Annotated in this window: 13 protein-coding genes and 1 CRISPR repeat array; of the genes, 2 read left to right on the top strand and 11 right to left on the bottom strand. The window is 34.4% G+C overall.

Going from position 1 to position 17,972, the window contains the following annotated elements:
- The first annotated feature begins 392 nt into the window (after window positions 1-392).
- Window positions 393-1,643 carry an ammonium transporter gene (locus DXC23_RS05355; RefSeq protein WP_117705143.1) on the top strand — a complete coding sequence of 417 codons (1,251 nt, stop codon included), beginning with the start codon at window positions 393-395 and terminating at the stop codon, window positions 1,641-1,643.
- 15 nt (window positions 1,644-1,658) lie between these two features.
- Complete coding sequence (locus DXC23_RS05360) at window positions 1,659-2,045, top strand: P-II family nitrogen regulator (protein ID WP_117705144.1); 387 nt, start codon at window positions 1,659-1,661, stop codon at window positions 2,043-2,045.
- Window positions 2,046-2,186: 141 nt separating this feature from the next.
- A CRISPR array of direct repeats spans window positions 2,187-6,940; the repeat unit is 30 nt; unit sequence ATTTAAAATCCAGTATGGATAGATTTATAG.
- Between the two features lie 186 nt (window positions 6,941-7,126).
- On the opposite strand, the gene cas2 is transcribed toward DXC23_RS05360, so the two are convergent.
- The 11 genes from cas2 to DXC23_RS05410 form a co-directional block, all read right to left on the bottom strand.
- Window positions 7,127-7,405, bottom strand: a complete 279-nt coding sequence (cas2, locus tag DXC23_RS05365; RefSeq protein ID WP_117705145.1) for a CRISPR-associated endonuclease Cas2 — start codon at window positions 7,403-7,405, stop codon at window positions 7,127-7,129.
- Window positions 7,406-7,408: 3 nt separating this feature from the next.
- Window positions 7,409-8,401: a type I-B CRISPR-associated endonuclease Cas1b gene (cas1b, locus tag DXC23_RS05370; protein WP_176782138.1), complete on the bottom strand. Its 993-nt coding sequence runs from the start codon at window positions 8,399-8,401 to the stop codon at window positions 7,409-7,411.
- A gap of 9 nt (window positions 8,402-8,410) precedes the next feature.
- Entirely contained in the window at window positions 8,411-8,908 is a 498-nt protein-coding gene (cas4, locus tag DXC23_RS12525) for a CRISPR-associated protein Cas4 (protein ID WP_199523052.1), read from the bottom strand.
- 9 nt (window positions 8,909-8,917) lie between these two features.
- Window positions 8,918-11,134 (bottom strand): CRISPR-associated helicase Cas3', encoded by a 2,217-nt coding sequence (cas3, locus tag DXC23_RS05375; protein ID WP_117705146.1) that lies wholly within the window; start codon window positions 11,132-11,134, stop codon window positions 8,918-8,920.
- A 9-nt stretch (window positions 11,135-11,143) separates the two neighbouring features.
- Window positions 11,144-12,217 carry a CRISPR-associated protein Cas5 gene (gene cas5 / locus DXC23_RS05380; RefSeq protein WP_117705147.1) on the bottom strand — a complete coding sequence of 358 codons (1,074 nt, stop codon included), beginning with the start codon at window positions 12,215-12,217 and terminating at the stop codon, window positions 11,144-11,146.
- Window positions 12,218-12,229: 12 nt separating this feature from the next.
- Window positions 12,230-13,129: a type I-B CRISPR-associated protein Cas7/Cst2/DevR gene (gene cas7i, locus DXC23_RS05385; protein ID WP_117705148.1), complete on the bottom strand. Its 900-nt coding sequence runs from the start codon at window positions 13,127-13,129 to the stop codon at window positions 12,230-12,232.
- An 18-nt stretch (window positions 13,130-13,147) separates the two neighbouring features.
- Complete coding sequence (gene cas8a1 / locus DXC23_RS05390; RefSeq protein ID WP_117705149.1) at window positions 13,148-14,548, bottom strand: type I CRISPR-associated protein Cas8a1/Csx8; 1,401 nt, start codon at window positions 14,546-14,548, stop codon at window positions 13,148-13,150.
- Window positions 14,548-15,288 (bottom strand): CRISPR-associated endoribonuclease Cas6, encoded by a 741-nt coding sequence (gene cas6, locus DXC23_RS05395; RefSeq protein WP_117705150.1) that lies wholly within the window; start codon window positions 15,286-15,288, stop codon window positions 14,548-14,550. The genes cas8a1 and cas6 overlap by 1 nt, the downstream gene beginning before the upstream one ends.
- 241 nt (window positions 15,289-15,529) lie before the next feature.
- Window positions 15,530-16,369: a DegV family protein gene (locus tag DXC23_RS05400; RefSeq protein WP_117705151.1), complete on the bottom strand. Its 840-nt coding sequence runs from the start codon at window positions 16,367-16,369 to the stop codon at window positions 15,530-15,532.
- A 95-nt stretch (window positions 16,370-16,464) separates the two neighbouring features.
- Entirely contained in the window at window positions 16,465-17,010 is a 546-nt protein-coding gene (locus DXC23_RS05405; RefSeq protein ID WP_117705152.1) for a hypothetical protein, read from the bottom strand.
- A gap of 62 nt (window positions 17,011-17,072) precedes the next feature.
- Window positions 17,073-17,930, bottom strand: coding sequence for a LysR family transcriptional regulator (locus DXC23_RS05410; RefSeq protein ID WP_117705153.1), 858 nt, complete (start codon window positions 17,928-17,930; stop codon window positions 17,073-17,075).
- Window positions 17,931-17,972: the final 42 nt, after the last annotated feature.

Raw genomic sequence — 17,972 nt, forward strand, 5'->3', positions numbered from 1 at the left:
ATTGCCCTGCCGCCGCAAAGGTGTGTAATGATTTCTGTATAAGCGTTATCCCTGCTTTTATTAGCATTATGAAAGTTTTATAAAATTTCTTGCAAAATTTAAAATCTGTATACTTTGTGCTTGAATTTGGCTATGATAAGAAAATTTTGAATTTCAGCTAATTTTTTTGCAAAAATCTATTGACAAAGGGCAAAAACAAGGCTATAATTCAACTTGTAAAGTAAAGTTTCCGGAAAACTTCTTATTTTCGCTTATTTTTAAAATGAATATTTCAGAACAAAGAGGTTCACCCTGCTTTTGGTAAATTTGCAATTTATTTTTATTTTCTTGCAATTTGCAAAGGCGTGGTGAGCCTTGTTTTTATTCATTCGGTTTATGTGGAGGTTTTAAAAATGGATGCAGGCAACATAGCTTTTATGCTGATATGCTCGGCTTTGGTGTTCCTTATGACGCCCGGTCTTGCAATGTTTTACGGCGGACTTGTACGCAAAAAGAATGTAGTAAACACAATGATGACTTCAATTTTCATCATCGGAACAGGCATTGTAATGTGGGTGCTTTTCGGCTATTCACTTTCATTTGCTCCAAGCTCAAACGGAATTATCGGCGACCTTAGTTGGATAGGACTTGAGGGTGTATCTCTCACAGAGGGTTACACAGACGGCACAGCAATTCCGAATATGGTTTTCTGCGGATTTCAGATGATGTTCGCAATCATTACACCGGCGCTCATTACAGGTGCTGTTGCAGGCAGAATGAAGTTTAAATCACTTTTTGTGTTTATAATTTTATGGTCATTAATCGTTTATTATCCTCTCGCCCACATGGTATGGGCAGACGGCGGACTTCTCGGACTTGACGGTATCGGCGCTCTCGACTTTGCCGGCGGCGATGTTGTTCATATCAGCTCCGGTGTATCCGCTCTCGTGCTTTGCATTATTCTCGGCAAGCGCAACGATTACGAACACGCAATTTACAGAATCCACAATATTCCGACAGTTGTTCTCGGTGCGTCACTGCTTATGTTCGGTTGGTTCGGATTTAACGCAGGCTCTGCACTTGAGGCAAACGGTCTTTCTGCTCACGCATTTATGACAACAGCCGTTTCTGCCGCTGCCGCTATCCTTTCTTGGATGCTCTGCGATGTAATCAAAAACAAAAAGCCTACGCTCATCGGCGCAAGCACAGGTATGATTGCCGGCCTTGTAGGTATTACTCCGGGCGCAGGATATGTACCGATTTGGGCGGCAGTAATAATCGGTCTTACAACAAGCCCTGTTTGCTACCTTATGATTTCATTCGGTAAAAAGAAATTCGGATTTGATGACGCACTCGACGCATTCAGTTGTCACGGTACAGGCGGTATCTGGGGCGGACTTCTTACAGGTGTTTTCTCAAGCACAGCAATAAACGCTGACGCAGGCAACGGTCTTGTATTCGGAGAGTTTGCTCAGTTCGGCGCACAGGCTCTCGGCATTGGCATAACACTTGTAATTGCTGTTGCCGGCACACTTATCTGCTATGGCTTAACAAAAATTCTTACAGGCAAAATCAGAGTAAGCAAGCGTGACGAAATGCTTGGACTTGACATTACTCAGCATGGTGAATCAGCATATCCGTCATTTAACGGTCTTGATAACTAACGGAGGATTAAACATATGGATAACAATAATGAAGTTCAGCTTATAAAAATTGAGGCTGTTGTCAGAGAGGAAATGTTTCTCGATGTAAAAAAAGCCCTTATGGACATTGGCGTAAACGGCATTACTGCCTATCAGGTTGTTGGCTGCGGTATTCAGCGAGGTATGGCTGAATATGTAAGAGGTCAGAAAGTTGATGTGCAGGTTCTCCCGAAAATCAAGTTTGAAATCGTGGTTTCGTCTGAGGAATGGGAGGCAAAAACCATTGAGGCGATTAAGAAAACCGCTTTCACAGGCAACCCCGGCGACGGAAAAATCTTTACCTACTACCTTAAGCAAGCAGTAAAAATCCGTACCGGCGAAACTGGCTATGATGCAATCCAAACGCCAAACTTTGATGACTAATTAAATATTCCGATTAAAAATCTTTCTTAAATTTTAAATAATCCCCTTAGAGTTGATATTAAAGCCAAATTTGATACTGCTCTTTGGGGATTATTTATTTTGCTTTTCTGATGTGTGGGTTTAATGTGTTATGATTAACTGATTTATGCTCCGGTTTGGATAGATTTATAGGTGCTGGTGCATTTGCAAAAGCTACACAAGAGGAAAATTTAAAATCCAGTATGGATAGATTTATAGCCGCTAACAGGGGGGTACAACTTACAATATATAAAATTTAAAATCCAGTATGGATAGATTTATAGTCCACCTTTGAGAAGTGTTTTTGTATAATCAAAATCATTTAAAATCCAGTATGGATAGATTTATAGTTTAGGACACATAAAAAAGTGACTTAGAACGTATCATTTAAAATCCAGTATGGATAGATTTATAGATTTGATGTTGTAACAGCTGTTCAATGCTTTCAGATTTAAAATCCAGTATGGATAGATTTATAGTCATTTAGATAAAATGTTCAAGGCTCCTTGACTTTTATTTAAAATCCAGTATGGATAGATTTATAGCATTGCTTTTATCATATTAAAACTCCTGCTTTCAGATTTAAAATCCAGTATGGATAGATTTATAGTTTACCAAAGCTGACTAACTCACCTGTTTTCTTGTATTTAAAATCCAGTATGGATAGATTTATAGTATATATCCCCTTAAAATTATTCAACATATCAGGTATTTAAAATCCAGTATGGATAGATTTATAGACTATGATATTAGTTGAATTAATTACTGTTTGTTTATTTAAAATCCAGTATGGATAGATTTATAGGAAAATCCCGCAGGCGTATCCCTCAGCTTAAACAGATTTAAAATCCAGTATGGATAGATTTATAGGGGGACTCGCACTACAAATTTTTATCTGCGAGTTTCATTTAAAATCCAGTATGGATAGATTTATAGTAAACCCTGAAAGTCATCATAAGCAACATCTAAACATTTAAAATCCAGTATGGATAGATTTATAGAACGCTCGCCAGTTTGAACGCAAAGACCGAATGGAGATTTAAAATCCAGTATGGATAGATTTATAGCATACTCATCTACAACAATTTCAGCCTCAATCTTATATTTAAAATCCAGTATGGATAGATTTATAGGTTCTGATGAAATGGTAACCGATTTTCTTATCACTAATTTAAAATCCAGTATGGATAGATTTATAGGTTAGGAACTCCGAAAAATGAAAGGTTGTATTACTTAATTTAAAATCCAGTATGGATAGATTTATAGGCCAGCAGTAAGAACACCAAGACCGAGAAAAACAGCAATTTAAAATCCAGTATGGATAGATTTATAGTATTGCAATGATTATCTTTATTGTTTGTGCTTTTGTATTTAAAATCCAGTATGGATAGATTTATAGTCTCACGCCTTAACTGCATTTCACATCTTATCCAATGATTTAAAATCCAGTATGGATAGATTTATAGGTCTGCCGTTTGTATCGAAGTCAAGAATTGCAGAGCAATTTAAAATCCAGTATGGATAGATTTATAGGAAATAACTTCGTCAGAAGAATATTGAAATTTTTTATTTAAAATCCAGTATGGATAGATTTATAGCGTTTAGAATAGAAACAAACATTTTAAGACTTTATGTATTTAAAATCCAGTATGGATAGATTTATAGCTCTCCTAATTATCCTTTTCTCTTGCCTTACTGTTTATTTAAAATCCAGTATGGATAGATTTATAGCGCCAAGAACGCTTGAAGAGATTATTAAAAATTAAATTTAAAATCCAGTATGGATAGATTTATAGCCTCCTAATTAAATCTGTTTGAATTTTGGATTGTGATTTAAAATCCAGTATGGATAGATTTATAGACCGTCACCCTCTTTAATAAAGACATAATCACAACTATTTAAAATCCAGTATGGATAGATTTATAGTTACAATATTAAAGATTCTATTGATTTAATTAAAGAATTTAAAATCCAGTATGGATAGATTTATAGAATTCATCTGGCTTATTTATGTAATCTCTGATAATATATTTAAAATCCAGTATGGATAGATTTATAGACCTCCGCCCACATCGGGCGGAACGCTTGCATCCTAAATTTAAAATCCAGTATGGATAGATTTATAGTATTCACGATTACTTTTTTGCAAAGACATTGGATAATTTAAAATCCAGTATGGATAGATTTATAGCTTGCACTTAACATTTCAGTTTCTGCTGCAGATACATTTAAAATCCAGTATGGATAGATTTATAGGTTGCTTGAAGATTACGACAAGCCACTTGTTGTCGCCATTTAAAATCCAGTATGGATAGATTTATAGATTAAGTTCTTTTTTCTTAGTATGTATATAATTAGATTTAAAATCCAGTATGGATAGATTTATAGGTATTCGTTTTGTGTTAGTAAGTTTCTTTGTTTGTAATTTAAAATCCAGTATGGATAGATTTATAGATTTTTCTGCCCCCGTAATTTTTCCCGATTTTGCGAAATTTAAAATCCAGTATGGATAGATTTATAGTATTACTTGACTGTTTAAAGCGATACAGGCAATTTAAAATTTAAAATCCAGTATGGATAGATTTATAGCCTGAAGAGTATAAGCCGTCTGAATGTTTCAAAATAATTTAAAATCCAGTATGGATAGATTTATAGAATACTATCATTGATGATATTTTCGCCCAATTAGAATTTAAAATCCAGTATGGATAGATTTATAGCTTTGCGTTCTCTAATGAGCAATTCAAAGAGGCTAATTTAAAATCCAGTATGGATAGATTTATAGAAATATGCGTCAGTACCAAACTCCACACAAATAACGATTTAAAATCCAGTATGGATAGATTTATAGTCAATACCGCTTGCGTATGCTTTGAGTCTATCGCAATTTAAAATCCAGTATGGATAGATTTATAGTAAAAACAGCCCCTCAAATACCGTTCTGGTACTTGATTTAAAATCCAGTATGGATAGATTTATAGAATCGACATTGACATTATTCGTACATATATAAGTAATTTAAAATCCAGTATGGATAGATTTATAGCATATGAGTGAACAGGGCATACCTTACTTTATCGCATTTAAAATCCAGTATGGATAGATTTATAGATACAATTCTGGCTTAATGCTTGACTTAATTAAATATTTAAAATCCAGTATGGATAGATTTATAGATGCTGTTCTCGGATATGCCGTTTTCGATTTTGTTCATTTAAAATCCAGTATGGATAGATTTATAGGTATTCCTCAGCATATAGATTTTCATAAAAATTGTATTTAAAATCCAGTATGGATAGATTTATAGTGGTTGTCGGCAACATCTTTGATAATCCCGAACTTTATTTAAAATCCAGTATGGATAGATTTATAGACTGTTATAATTGCACTTTACATTGGCTTGAAAGTGATTTAAAATCCAGTATGGATAGATTTATAGCCTTTGCTTACAAGGTGTTATCTCTCCGTCAACGCTATTTAAAATCCAGTATGGATAGATTTATAGTAAATGCTGTGCTGAATGCCGACAGTGAGCTTAAATTTAAAATCCAGTATGGATAGATTTATAGTTAGTTTGCGTGGTCGGGCGAGGTGCAGGAAAAAAATTTAAAATCCAGTATGGATAGATTTATAGAGAGCAGGAATTAAAAATCCTTGAGGCAATCAAAAAATTTAAAATCCAGTATGGATAGATTTATAGACCAAAGGTTTGTCTAAAAAAATTAGGAGCTGTTTATTTAAAATCCAGTATGGATAGATTTATAGACCTTTTTTGTCGCACCCTTACACAAGGTCGATTAATTTAAAATCCAGTATGGATAGATTTATAGCAGTTAAAGAACGCTACTGATATTTTAAATGCTCCAATTTAAAATCCAGTATGGATAGATTTATAGTTTAAGAAGTTGTTAGCAAGATAATATCAAAAAGGTGATTTAAAATCCAGTATGGATAGATTTATAGCTGATACATCATTTGAAGGTCTTTTGTCTGACAAATTTAAAATCCAGTATGGATAGATTTATAGTTCCCGCAATATAAAAAATATTTAACTTATGACGATATTTAAAATCCAGTATGGATAGATTTATAGAATCTCCTATCATTATTGTTTTTTACAAAAATCCTATTTAAAATCCAGTATGGATAGATTTATAGGTACTATTGAAAGTACGAATATAAGCACCCATTGTATTTAAAATCCAGTATGGATAGATTTATAGTCATCGCCCGAAAAATGTATAGCCTGATTGTCAAATTTAAAATCCAGTATGGATAGATTTATAGCCAATGCAACACATAAAATTCCTGCTTCGTTATTGTATTTAAAATCCAGTATGGATAGATTTATAGCTGTTTTTAATTTTCCGCAAACATAGCCGTTACTTATTTAAAATCCAGTATGGATAGATTTATAGTGTTTTTTCATTGCTGATTTTGGTGTTTGCTTTCTTATTTAAAATCCAGTATGGATAGATTTATAGTCAGGTAATTGTATTTTTTTAACCCAATAACCATTATTTAAAATCCAGTATGGATAGATTTATAGCTTTTAGTTTCCTTGGTAGTGTTGTTTCTAACATTATTTAAAATCCAGTATGGATAGATTTATAGAAGAAAAAATTTTTTCAGAAGAATTTTCCGAGAAAATTTAAAATCCAGTATGGATAGATTTATAGGAGTTGCCCCTCACTTGCAGACACATATGCAGTGTATTTAAAATCCAGTATGGATAGATTTATAGACATTTTCGATATGACTTTCCATCCCATTCTTTTGAATTTAAAATCCAGTATGGATAGATTTATAGTGTGTGTTTGTTTCCAACCTCGCCCACCACAACGGCATTTAAAATCCAGTATGGATAGATTTATAGCCGTGGGGCAAAAGCTTAAGTAATCATCGGCGTTATTGTGGTCTGTTTTGTCAACATATTAAAATATACTTAAGAATTTATTATATCAACACATACAAAAGCCTAAAACACCGATGATCGCTTGATAAAACAGCTCTGTCAACCTCCCCGTATTTTTTAGCTATGTGAGGTCGACAATAAAATGCCTTATAAAAAATTTGATGTTTTATCATCAACAATTCCGAGAAAATCTTTGCTCATCCATCGCTCTTCACGAGTGTGAAACATTATAACGGAGTCCTTATCCTTTCTGATATAAACATCAAGTTCCTTTTTTAATGCAAGGGCATTCACTTTGCTGATATTGCCCTCAAAAACGGAATTTTGAATATGCACAAGGTATTTTTTGCAAATCTTAAATACCTTTGGCAAAATCTTTTTGCCTTTTTCATCGCATATTATATCATACACAAGTATTACATACAATATTTACCACCACATTTCAAAGCCTTTATACTCTTTTTCGCCTATTATATGCTTAATCAGTTTGTAAAGCTCAAGCCGTATTAAAAACTGATACGAAACATTTTTATTAAGCTCTTTGTGAAAAATAGTTGTTTTGAGTTTCTCATCAAATTCAGAAGTAATTATTTTTGAGGCTTTTTCTGTTAGCTGTAAACCGTTCAATCCCTGCACAAAGCTGTTCTCTGTTATCTGCTTGCGGTTGAGCAGTGAGAAAATTAATCTGTCGGCTATTAGCGGCTTAAAAATCTCAGACACATCGAGCGCAAGAGAATATCTCCTTGTACCGGGCTGATGCAGATAACTGATTGTAGGATTAAGTTGGGTTTTATAAATTTCGGCAAGGGTTTTGGTATACACAAGTGAGTTTACATAAGAAATTAAACTGTTTATCATATTATCCGCAGGGTGATAAACTCTTTTGTCAAATTCTATATCTTGGTCAATTATGATGTTCCATGCCTTGTAGTATTCTTGACGGATATTGCCCTCAATTCCCATAAGCTCTTCTATGCTCTGCACATTCGGAAGTTTCTTTCTCAGATTTTCAATAGAACTCATATATGCCGATACATCTTTGCCTCTGCCGTTGTAATATCTCAGATTTCTGTAAATATTGTATGAAGCGGCGACTATAAATTCTCGTGCTATTGAAAGTCTGTTTACAGAATCTCCGTAAGCGAGCACCTGCTTTACCAAAAGCTGACCTGCAAGTTTGGTTTCTTTAGGGCAAAAACTGCCAATGTAGAACTGATAGTAATTAAAGAAATGTACAAGTATACCGTATTTTGAAAATAAATTCAGAAGTTTTGAGGTAACCGTTATCTCATTCATAATATAAATTTCTTTTATATTTTCAATCGGCAAATCCTTTACATTTCCGTCAACCGTCGTAAATCTGAGCGTGTTATCCTTTTGCGTTAGGTTGCCTGCTGAATATATGTAATAGCTCTCCTGCATTTAATCACCTCAAATACAACACAAATCATAATAAGCACATGATTTGCATATCTTTTTATTTTCATATTGTGGTGGCAAATCAGCCGATATGATTTTTATAATATCGGCTGTCGCACTTTCAAGTTCTTTTTCGTCTTCTTCGCTAAGCTCAACATTAAGACTTTGCTTTAGCAACGGATAATCAATCCTGCCTCTTATACCCTCTACCCCTCGTTTTTTAAGATAATAAATATAGTATTTTAACTGAGCAATGCCTGCCTCTTCGACTTTTCGGCTTTTCTTAACTTCATGCAAAAGATTGTGCTCAGATATGAAATCTATATTAATTGTATTGTCAATCATAATATGCTTTTTATTTTGCTTATAAGTGGTTTCGTCAATCAGCTTGCCGAGTTTTACATTTTCGTTTTCACTCTCCATAGCCAACCCGTTTGAAAAATACCACAGTTTTCTTTTACAAACATAATAATAGTATATATGCATACCCGTAACTCTGTTTTCGTCCATAGTGTTACCTCATAGAAAGTTATCAGGTTCTTCTTTTTCGCCTAACTCTTCTTTTTCTTGCTTTGGTGTTTTCTTTTTCTTGTCAAATCTAATGCCACATTCGGAGTCATAGATACACTCAATAATCGGAAGTTTATTGTACTTCATATCAATAAACTTACCTGTATTGTTATTGTCAATTCTAAACCGATTTACAGAAACAGTGAAACCGAGTATTGTTTCGCTTGCTTTTAGTTTTTCAACAGGGCTTACAGATTCTGAATTGAGCACTTTTAGAGCATCATTAATAACGCTTTCGTTTTGATCAAACACCTCAGCAGGAATTGCGTCACTTCTGTCAATTCTTCTTATTCCGTCTTTTTTCAACTCCAAATAGTCAAAATTATCTTCATACCTTTTTAAATTTTTGCAATACTCATCATAATATTTTGACTGCACTATTTTTTCGGTTGAAAGGTAATTGTCAATCAGTTTTTTCTTTTCCTCCTCAGAAATCACACCGTCAACATTCAGTACAGCTTGCTTTGAAAGTGCATGGATGGTATCATCAACAAAGTAATGAGCGTTGCCCTGTATTTCTGTAAACACAAAGCAATTATATGTTGAAAAATCTTTTTTAGCTCTTCGGTTTACTCTGCCAAAGCGTTGGAACAGGGAAAATAAATCCGATAACTCGGTAATAAGAATATCAAAATCTATATCAAGGCTTGCCTCTACAACAGAGGTTGAAATCCATATTTCAGGAATATTCATACTTTCGTTAGGTTTTTCAGAGGCTTTTAAAATTTCATTTTCCTTGTCTTTTCTGTCATTCTTAGTAAAATTCGAGTGAAAAAGATTTATATCTGCATTTATCTCTGAATCTTTCAATTCAAGATACATTTTGTTTGCAATATCTATCGAGTTGCATACAACAAGATATTTTTTTACTTTGTCGCACTTAGTATCATTGAAAATTTTAATAATATCATCTGATTGCAACGCTTTTTCTTGCACCTTAACATTGTGCTTTAATTTTCCTTTGTCCGAAAAATCAGCTGTTTTTACATCTTCTCCAAAGATTTTTTCAAGCTCATTTTTCACAAACGGCGGTAATGTAGCGGTCAGCACTGCCACCTTGCCGCCAAGCGTATGAATCATTTTAATTGCGTAAATAACAGCTGCCAAAACATCGGGTGAATACATCTGTATTTCATCAATAATAAACTTTGAATATGATGCTACCGCAAGTTTATATTCATAACCTGCATACTTCAAGGCAAAGTCAAATATTTGGTCGGGAGTGCATACTGTAATCGGCAAAGAAAGTTGTTTGCTGTACTGAGCATATACAAAATCATAATTTTTTCCGTTAATTATTGAATCTTCCAAATAATAGGATTTCATATCGGAGTGAACAAGTGCCACTCTTTCCTTATAATCTTCTTGCGAATTATCTCCGCAAAGCTTTTTAATTCTTTCGTACATCGCATTGATAGCTGTTTTTAAAGGCAAAACAAAAAAGCATTTGTTGTCGCCACACCAAAGCAAGCCTGCCTCGGTTTTGCCCATACCTGTCGGTGCTGTTACAATTAAGTTGCTGTCCGTATTTTTAATACAAAATTCTTGCAATTCATTGTAGCTTACATTTTCAGCTGTTTCCCATTCATTAAGTGAAGTATTAAGAAAATCATTGACCTTTTCACATTCAATGCCTGCGCTTGCACTGTAATCGCATTTGTGCAAAAAGCCTTTTAACAAAACAGCGTATTGTTTTTCGGGTTCGCTGAGTTTTTTGTCGAACAGGTCTTTAATTTTCTTAACATTGCGTTTCATCTTATTGTACGAAGCGGTTTCCAAACCAAGTTCAGAAATAAAGGTTTCGATAAGTTCTTTATTTTCACCGAAAACCGTAATAGGAGATTCCTTATTATCGTGATGATACATCACTGCAAAATATACACTATCAGGCTTATTGCACTCGGATTTATCAATGTAAAATATTGAAAGCACATTGTGCGGAATTTCAAGCTCCGACTGAAATTTGCCGCCCCTTTGCACTCGCTTTTGAAATTGAGAGTTTGCCTTTCCGTAATCGTGTTTTTTGCACGCAACAAGTAAATCTGAATATAACTCATCAGATTTTATATAGCCGAGCTTATAGAGCAGTTTTGCCTGCTCTATAAGCTCATTTGAATGTTGTCCGATAGTTTTGTCGGGTTTTGCAAGTTTATCTTCTATATTCATATAAATACCTCAAGCTAAAAGCACTGTATATATTCCGTTCTCTGATTTATCAAGCATTATACCTTTACATCCGCTGTCAAGGTAATTAATCTGGCAGAAAATAACAGGCACACGATTAAACACTCGTTTTCTCATACCGCCCTTTATTTGCTCAACCACATAATCCTTTGGCATAAAATATTTTGTGCCTCCTGCGTATCCACCGTCTGTTTTTGAAATTATATCCATATCGGATTGATTTTCCTCATAATACTCAACAGGCATATAAACATCGAAATCATCTTTTTCGTAATCAACATCTTCATCAACCTCAGTAAGCTCTGTTTGAGCACACTCGAGCACTTCTACAAAGTCCTCTCCTCTGCCGATTGCAGTAAGGTTTCCGATATTCTCCATAATATCATTCATAGTATTGTCATCAGTCACAATATGAATTACAAGTTCAATGTCGCAAAGGATTTCATAATACTTAGGGCCTTTTGCAAGGGTTCTGAAATGCGAAAACGGAACGGTATATTTTACTCTTTTAAGTTCCTTGAAAATGGATTCAATATATTTGATGCGCTTACGATAACATTTCACCTCTTCTGGAGAAATATTTTCATCAGCTTTCATCTCTTTAAGTTTGGCTTTCTTTTTATCAATTATATTTTTATGCTTGCCAAATCGTTTATTAGTACGAATTAATGAACGGTATTCGTTTAACAATTTTTCATTAACAACTTTTATTTTGACGCCATCTTTAAAGCTAGCACTCCCGGATTCTTCACTTTTATTTCCAACTGCCACCACCTGATATGCACTTGAAAGCATATCAGGATTTTTCATTTTTACAAGGGTATTACGGTCATCTTTAAGACTGTTAAGAAAACAATCGTCCTTATACATTTTAGTTTTTAACGAGCCGTACTTTCCCTGTACGCTTACCTGCATAGGGTGATAGGTTGTATAACCGCAAGCCTTGTGAATTGCTCCGATAACAGTAGAATATGGCGGCAAAGGGTATGTCATACGGCACTGCACCGTTTCTTCTTTTTTATAATTTGCGCTGTTTTGTTTTATATGAAGTCTAATTGCTTTCATATTAATTCCGCCTTACTCTGAAAAATACTCTTTTACCTGACCTCTGAGATTTTCAAAAAAATCCGTTACACTTGTTGGGTTAAGCTCTCTTACAATTTCATCTTCGTTTGAAAGCTCGCCGTTGCGCATAAGTGCACAGCTGTAACCCTGAGCAAGCTTTTCCTTGACAGGCTCAATAATAAGCTTTTTTCCTGAAACAGAAACCGCATTTTCAAAGATGTGGGTTTTGCGTGGTGAAAGTCCGCCTGCAACAAAGATTGGCTCTGCGTTGTCGAGGTTGCCCTTAACAACAAGTGAAAGATTTTCCACTGCATCAATAAGAGCAATAACTCTCTCGCATTTTTCGTTGTTGTCTGCCTCTGCGCCAAAGTTTTCGTCTTTGCCGATTTTTTCAAGGTCAATGGTAAGACTGTAAATCTTTGTTGACTTGTCATATTCATACTGATATGGCATAAGTCCGCAATCCTTGGCGTTATTCTGAACATTCAAACCATGTGCCTTTGCATAATTTGTTGCGAGATAAAGATTGTTGTGGAAACGGGCGTCATTAATAAAAGGTTCTGTTGCTACCGCATCGGTAAGATAGAAAGAACTGTTGCGAATATATGTAACATCTTTTGATTTTGTAAACATATATCCCCCCTCAAGAGATCGGCAGTTTGCTGCATTTATTTCTTTATTTACAAGCTTTTGCGTTACTGTTTTTTCTTTTTCTTTATCCACCTTAGTTTGTAAATCATCATAAAATCCAGACTGAACGCAGATGGCATTTTTCAGGCTTTCTCTGCTCCTTGTTGCGTATTCTTTGCCGCCTCTGAACACTTTTTGAACACTTGAAATATTGCCAAGGCTTTCGCCATAGTTACTTGTCATATTTGCGATTACTGTAAGAGTTAAAGCTTTGTTTTTCATAATAAAATCTCCTTTATATTAGTCTTTATTTTCGTTATTTCTTTCGCTTGATACATATAATCCTGATACAAACATATAAACAACATCCTTGTTTACTTCTGCATTTTCAAAAAAATCATACATAAAAGGAAAATCTATTCCAACGCAATCATATAATTTAAGAAGTATATCTTTTACTCTGTCGTAATCATGAACGCAAAGTGATGATGTTAGTTTATGTCTATACGAAATAATAGTGTTTTCACTATTTAAGCTAATAAGTTTTTGTGAAACTTTATTGCCACATTTTTTTGCTGAGTACAATTTATCCATATTCACAATTCCTTTCCAAGATACATTTATTTGAATAAGTACATCTGTATTTGCTCTTATTTTCCTTCTGTTATTGGTGTCTATAAAATATAGCTTTAACATTCTGAGAATAACATCATCAAGCAAAACATTATTAAGGCAACGATAATACACCTCACTTTGAAGTATTAATGTATAATTATTTGTGGAATAATAATAATTCAACATTTTCTCCGATAAATTCCTTAACAGCTTTAGTCTGTCCAGTCTTACAAAAAATGTTTCATAATAATCTTTACTTTGTGACTTTGATATTATTTCAACATCATAGCTGATATAATCTTTTGAATTTTGCAAGACAAGCAAAAGTTTATTTTTGTCGCCTTTGCCCTCTGTATTGCTGAGCTGCTCTGAAAAAGCACGATTAGTATTTACTAAAGTTTCAACCGAAAAATTATTATTTACAAAATATGTTTCTCGCATATCGGGATTTGAAAAAGCAAACGGAATAAAGTCAAATTCCAAAATATCGTTAGCGTCAAAACTTTCTTTTGAAAAGCAAAAGCCGAGAATATTGGTTTTTTTGCTATTATCAACATCGTAACCTTTTATTCTGCAAACTTTATTTTTATCAGTATACAATCTATTCTTGTTACAATAATTTCCATATAAATTCAATTTATATTTATATAAATGTGTAATCATTTCATATCTTTTTTCGTATATGGCTGAAATAAAATAATCTTTATTACTTCCATCAAATCTTTTGTTTTCAAAAAATTTTTCATAAAATGAATCCGTGCAAATCCTTTTAAAATTAACTATATCTTCATCGATTAATTTGTCTTTATTGAGAATATTTTGCAATTTTATATGCGTCATATATTTTTCAAAATAACTCTCAACAAAATCGAGATACTTTTCTTCGGTAATACTATCGCTTTTATAAATAATTCCGTCAAAACCATGAATATAATTTTCAGGCTTTTCGTCAACATTATAAAGAATTTTATAGTCGATTCTAAAATGGTCAAAATACTTGCACAAGCCTACAACTGCCGCCGCAGCCCTCCAATCGGTAGGCTGCAGCAATGTATCATAACCATAGTATTTAATAGTTGTTTTCATCAGTTCGTTTCATCTCCTTCGGCTATAAGTTGGGCAAAACCAAATCCTGCGGATTTTCTTGAGCCGATACCGCTTTTGAGCAAGTAATTTATTACCGCCCTGTCACCGCTGATAATAAAAGTGCCCAAACTGCACTCTATATAATTTTTGTAGTGGTACACAACAGTCTTTTTGGCATCTAACGGTTTTATGCCGAATTTTGAAAGTATCTTTTCATCAAAACCGTTTTCGTTAAGCTGTCGTTTTATTATCTGCTCGGCAAGCTCGTTGAAATTTTCATCTGCAACAGAAACATACTTGTCCGAATTACTCTCTGCGTTATGTATTCTCAAGCAAAGCGGACTGAGCATTTTTACAAGTGCAGAATTTGAACTAACCGTCTTTTCCTGCACCTGACTAACGCTGGTAAGAATCATTTCATTGCCAAGCGGTGCAGGAATATGCTTGCCCTTTTGCTTTATAAAAGCAGATGCAAAAATATATCCCGTTGTGCTGTCGGCAGTAGAAAAAGTGATACTGATTTCATTCTTGCCAAGCTCTATTTCCGTTTTTGAAAATTTAGGCATCGGCAAATTTACCGCAAAGGTAAAATTTCTGCGTTCGGGTGTAAAATAATACTTTTCAAAATACTTTCCCTCGGCAATCTCTGACAGTGACCGCTTAAAATAAGAAAGACATACTCGCCGATAGTCAAGCGGAAACTTGTTATGCTTTGTAATAAATCGCAATAAGATTTTCATATTTAACCTCCGTTTTTTATCTTTTATATTCAATTTGCATTATATCAGTAAACAAAATTGTTTGTCAATATTCCTAATATATGTTTATTTTATATATTTTTTTATTTATAAAATAATCATAGCACATTACCTGTCCAATAATCAGGACTTTGCTCATAAGTTTGAAAAAATTTTCAAATTATTTCACGCAAAAGAAAACACCCCTAAACAAGAGGTGTTTTTCGGGTATTCGGATAATTGATTACAATTTTACATATGCAACACCGCAGGCATTTGAGCCGATATGACTGCCAATGACTGCGCCTATTTGCATTATCTTAACACTTGCCGCCGTTGGCAGGTGTTTTTTTATGTCTGCCGCAAGCTCTTTTGCAAGGCTTTTGTTGTCAGAATACATTACATACAATGGAAAATGCGGATTGAGTTCTTCCCTTTCGAGCCTTTGAGCAAGACTCTTTAGTCCTCTTTTAATGCTAAAACTCTTGGCAAGCAATTCCACCTCGCCGCCACTGAGCCTTATTACAGGTTTTATATGAGCGACCGCCGAAAGCATTGCCTTGGTATAATTCACCCTGCCGCCGCGATGCAGATACTCAAGTGTGTCAAGGCAGGCAAGCAATGATATTTTCGACTTTACGCTCTCAAGTCCGTCAAAAATTTCTTTTGCGGTTTTGCCCTGTCCGCGCAGTTTGACAGCATATTCCACAAGCAGTTTTTGTCCTGCTGAGGCGGTTAAAGAATCTACTATATACACATTTTTACAGCCTGTCATATCACAGGCAATCCTTGCCGTATTTGCCGTTCCGCTGATTTTTGATGACATAAAAATTGCCACACCGCCGTCTTTGCCGCTGTTGGCAATCTCAAGCTCCTGCACTATATCGTGAAGTGACGGCTGAGAGGTTTTTACGGGCTCTGTTGTATTTTTCAGCTTTTCAAAAAAGTCATTTTTCGAGAGTTCTCCGTTATCCTTATGCTCATCATCACCAAAATTTACTGAAAGCGGCACGCAGTCAACCATTAATTCTTTCAGCTCCGAAACCTCAAAATCCGATGCGGAATCTGTTATTATTCTTACCATTAAAGCACCTCTAAAAAGATTTACATTAATAGTATAGCCAAATTTTTATAAATTCTGCATACAAAAAATCGGCACGAAAACGCACCGATTTAAAATTAATGTGTATTTAAGTATTCAAGAAATTCCGCCGTTTTTGACCAATATTTTATGCCCCAATTTTCAAAATTCCACTCCTCCATATAGTCGTTACACTCGTAATCAATGTAAAAAAGTTTTTCATTTCTAACTACGAAGTTGGTCGGAAAATAATCTATATTTGTATTGTTTGCATACAACAGTGTGCACATATTCTTTACCTGTTCTATATATTCGGGTTTCACGCTGTCCGTTTTCACCATTTCAAAAACAGTGTCGCCCTCAATATATTCCTTTAAAATACGCTCGTTTTCTATATCTATGTCGAGCATTTCAGGCATTGTAATACCGATTTTCAAAAGACGGTTATAATCGTTTAGCTCGGACTGAATTTTTTTGCCAAACTTATAATAACTGCATGGCTCATGGTGAATCTGCTTTAGCACATAATTGCTTGTGCCGTCTGTTGCAAGGTAGGAATATCCACCCTTTCCCCTGCCGAGCAGTTTTATTATATTAAAATTTCTGCCGTTTACAGAAAGTTCGGTTGGTATTGAGTTTTGCATACAATCACTTCTTTTTATATTATTCGGTATATTTACAGCACAATTATATCACACAAAATTGATTAAGCAAGTATTTTTTCAAAACTCTCTACTATTTTCAGTGAATCCGGAGTATCAAGATACACAAACCTAAAATTGCGTACGGTCTTGTAACCGTCAATATAAAAAGGAGCGAGTGTGTCACTGCTTTTCAAAAATGCTTTATACGCAAAGGTTATTCCGATATTTTTTGCAATTAATTTTGACATCAATCCAAAATTGCTTACGCACACATTTCGCCTAAAATTCTCAACGGTGTAATTATGTTCAGACAAAAGCTGTTCGAGGATTGTCCTTGTTCCCGAACCCTTTTCACGAATAAACAGTGTTTGGGAGAAAGCTTTTTCAAGAGAAATTGCTTGGTTTGCAAACGGATGATTTTTACTGCACACACCGATAAAATCTTCCTCCTTATAAATTTTGCTTGCAAATTCCTTGCTGTCGAAAAAGCCTTCAATCATCGCCAAATCAAGCTCGCCTTTCTTGAGTCTTTGCAAAAGCCTTACGGTGTTGTCTATATCAATCAGCAGGTTGTTGTTTGGATTTTTTAAATAATCTGCAAGTTTTTCATCAATCACAAATTCACCAATTGTTTTTGTTGCGCCTATTCTTAGCACAGGCTTTCGCTCTGTCTGCATTTTTTCAAGCAGCTTTTGCTCCTGAAAAATCACATTTTCAGCATAATTTTTAAGCAGCTCTCCGTCACCGGTAATTTTTAGCGTATGTCTGTCATATATAAAAAGCTTACACTTATATTCGTTCTCCAAAAAATGAATATGCTGAGTAACGGCAGGCTGTGTCATATTCAAAAGCTCTGCTGTTTTTCGATAATTCATCGTATCGCAAAGCACAAGAAATGTTTTTATTCTGTAATCTATCATAATAACCTCATAAATTTTACTTATTATTTCATATTAAATCAT

Origin of the sequence: Eubacterium sp. OM08-24 (assembly GCF_003438075.1) — a bacterium.
In the GTDB taxonomy this organism is placed as follows: Bacteria; Bacillota; Clostridia; order Oscillospirales; family Acutalibacteraceae; genus Ruminococcoides.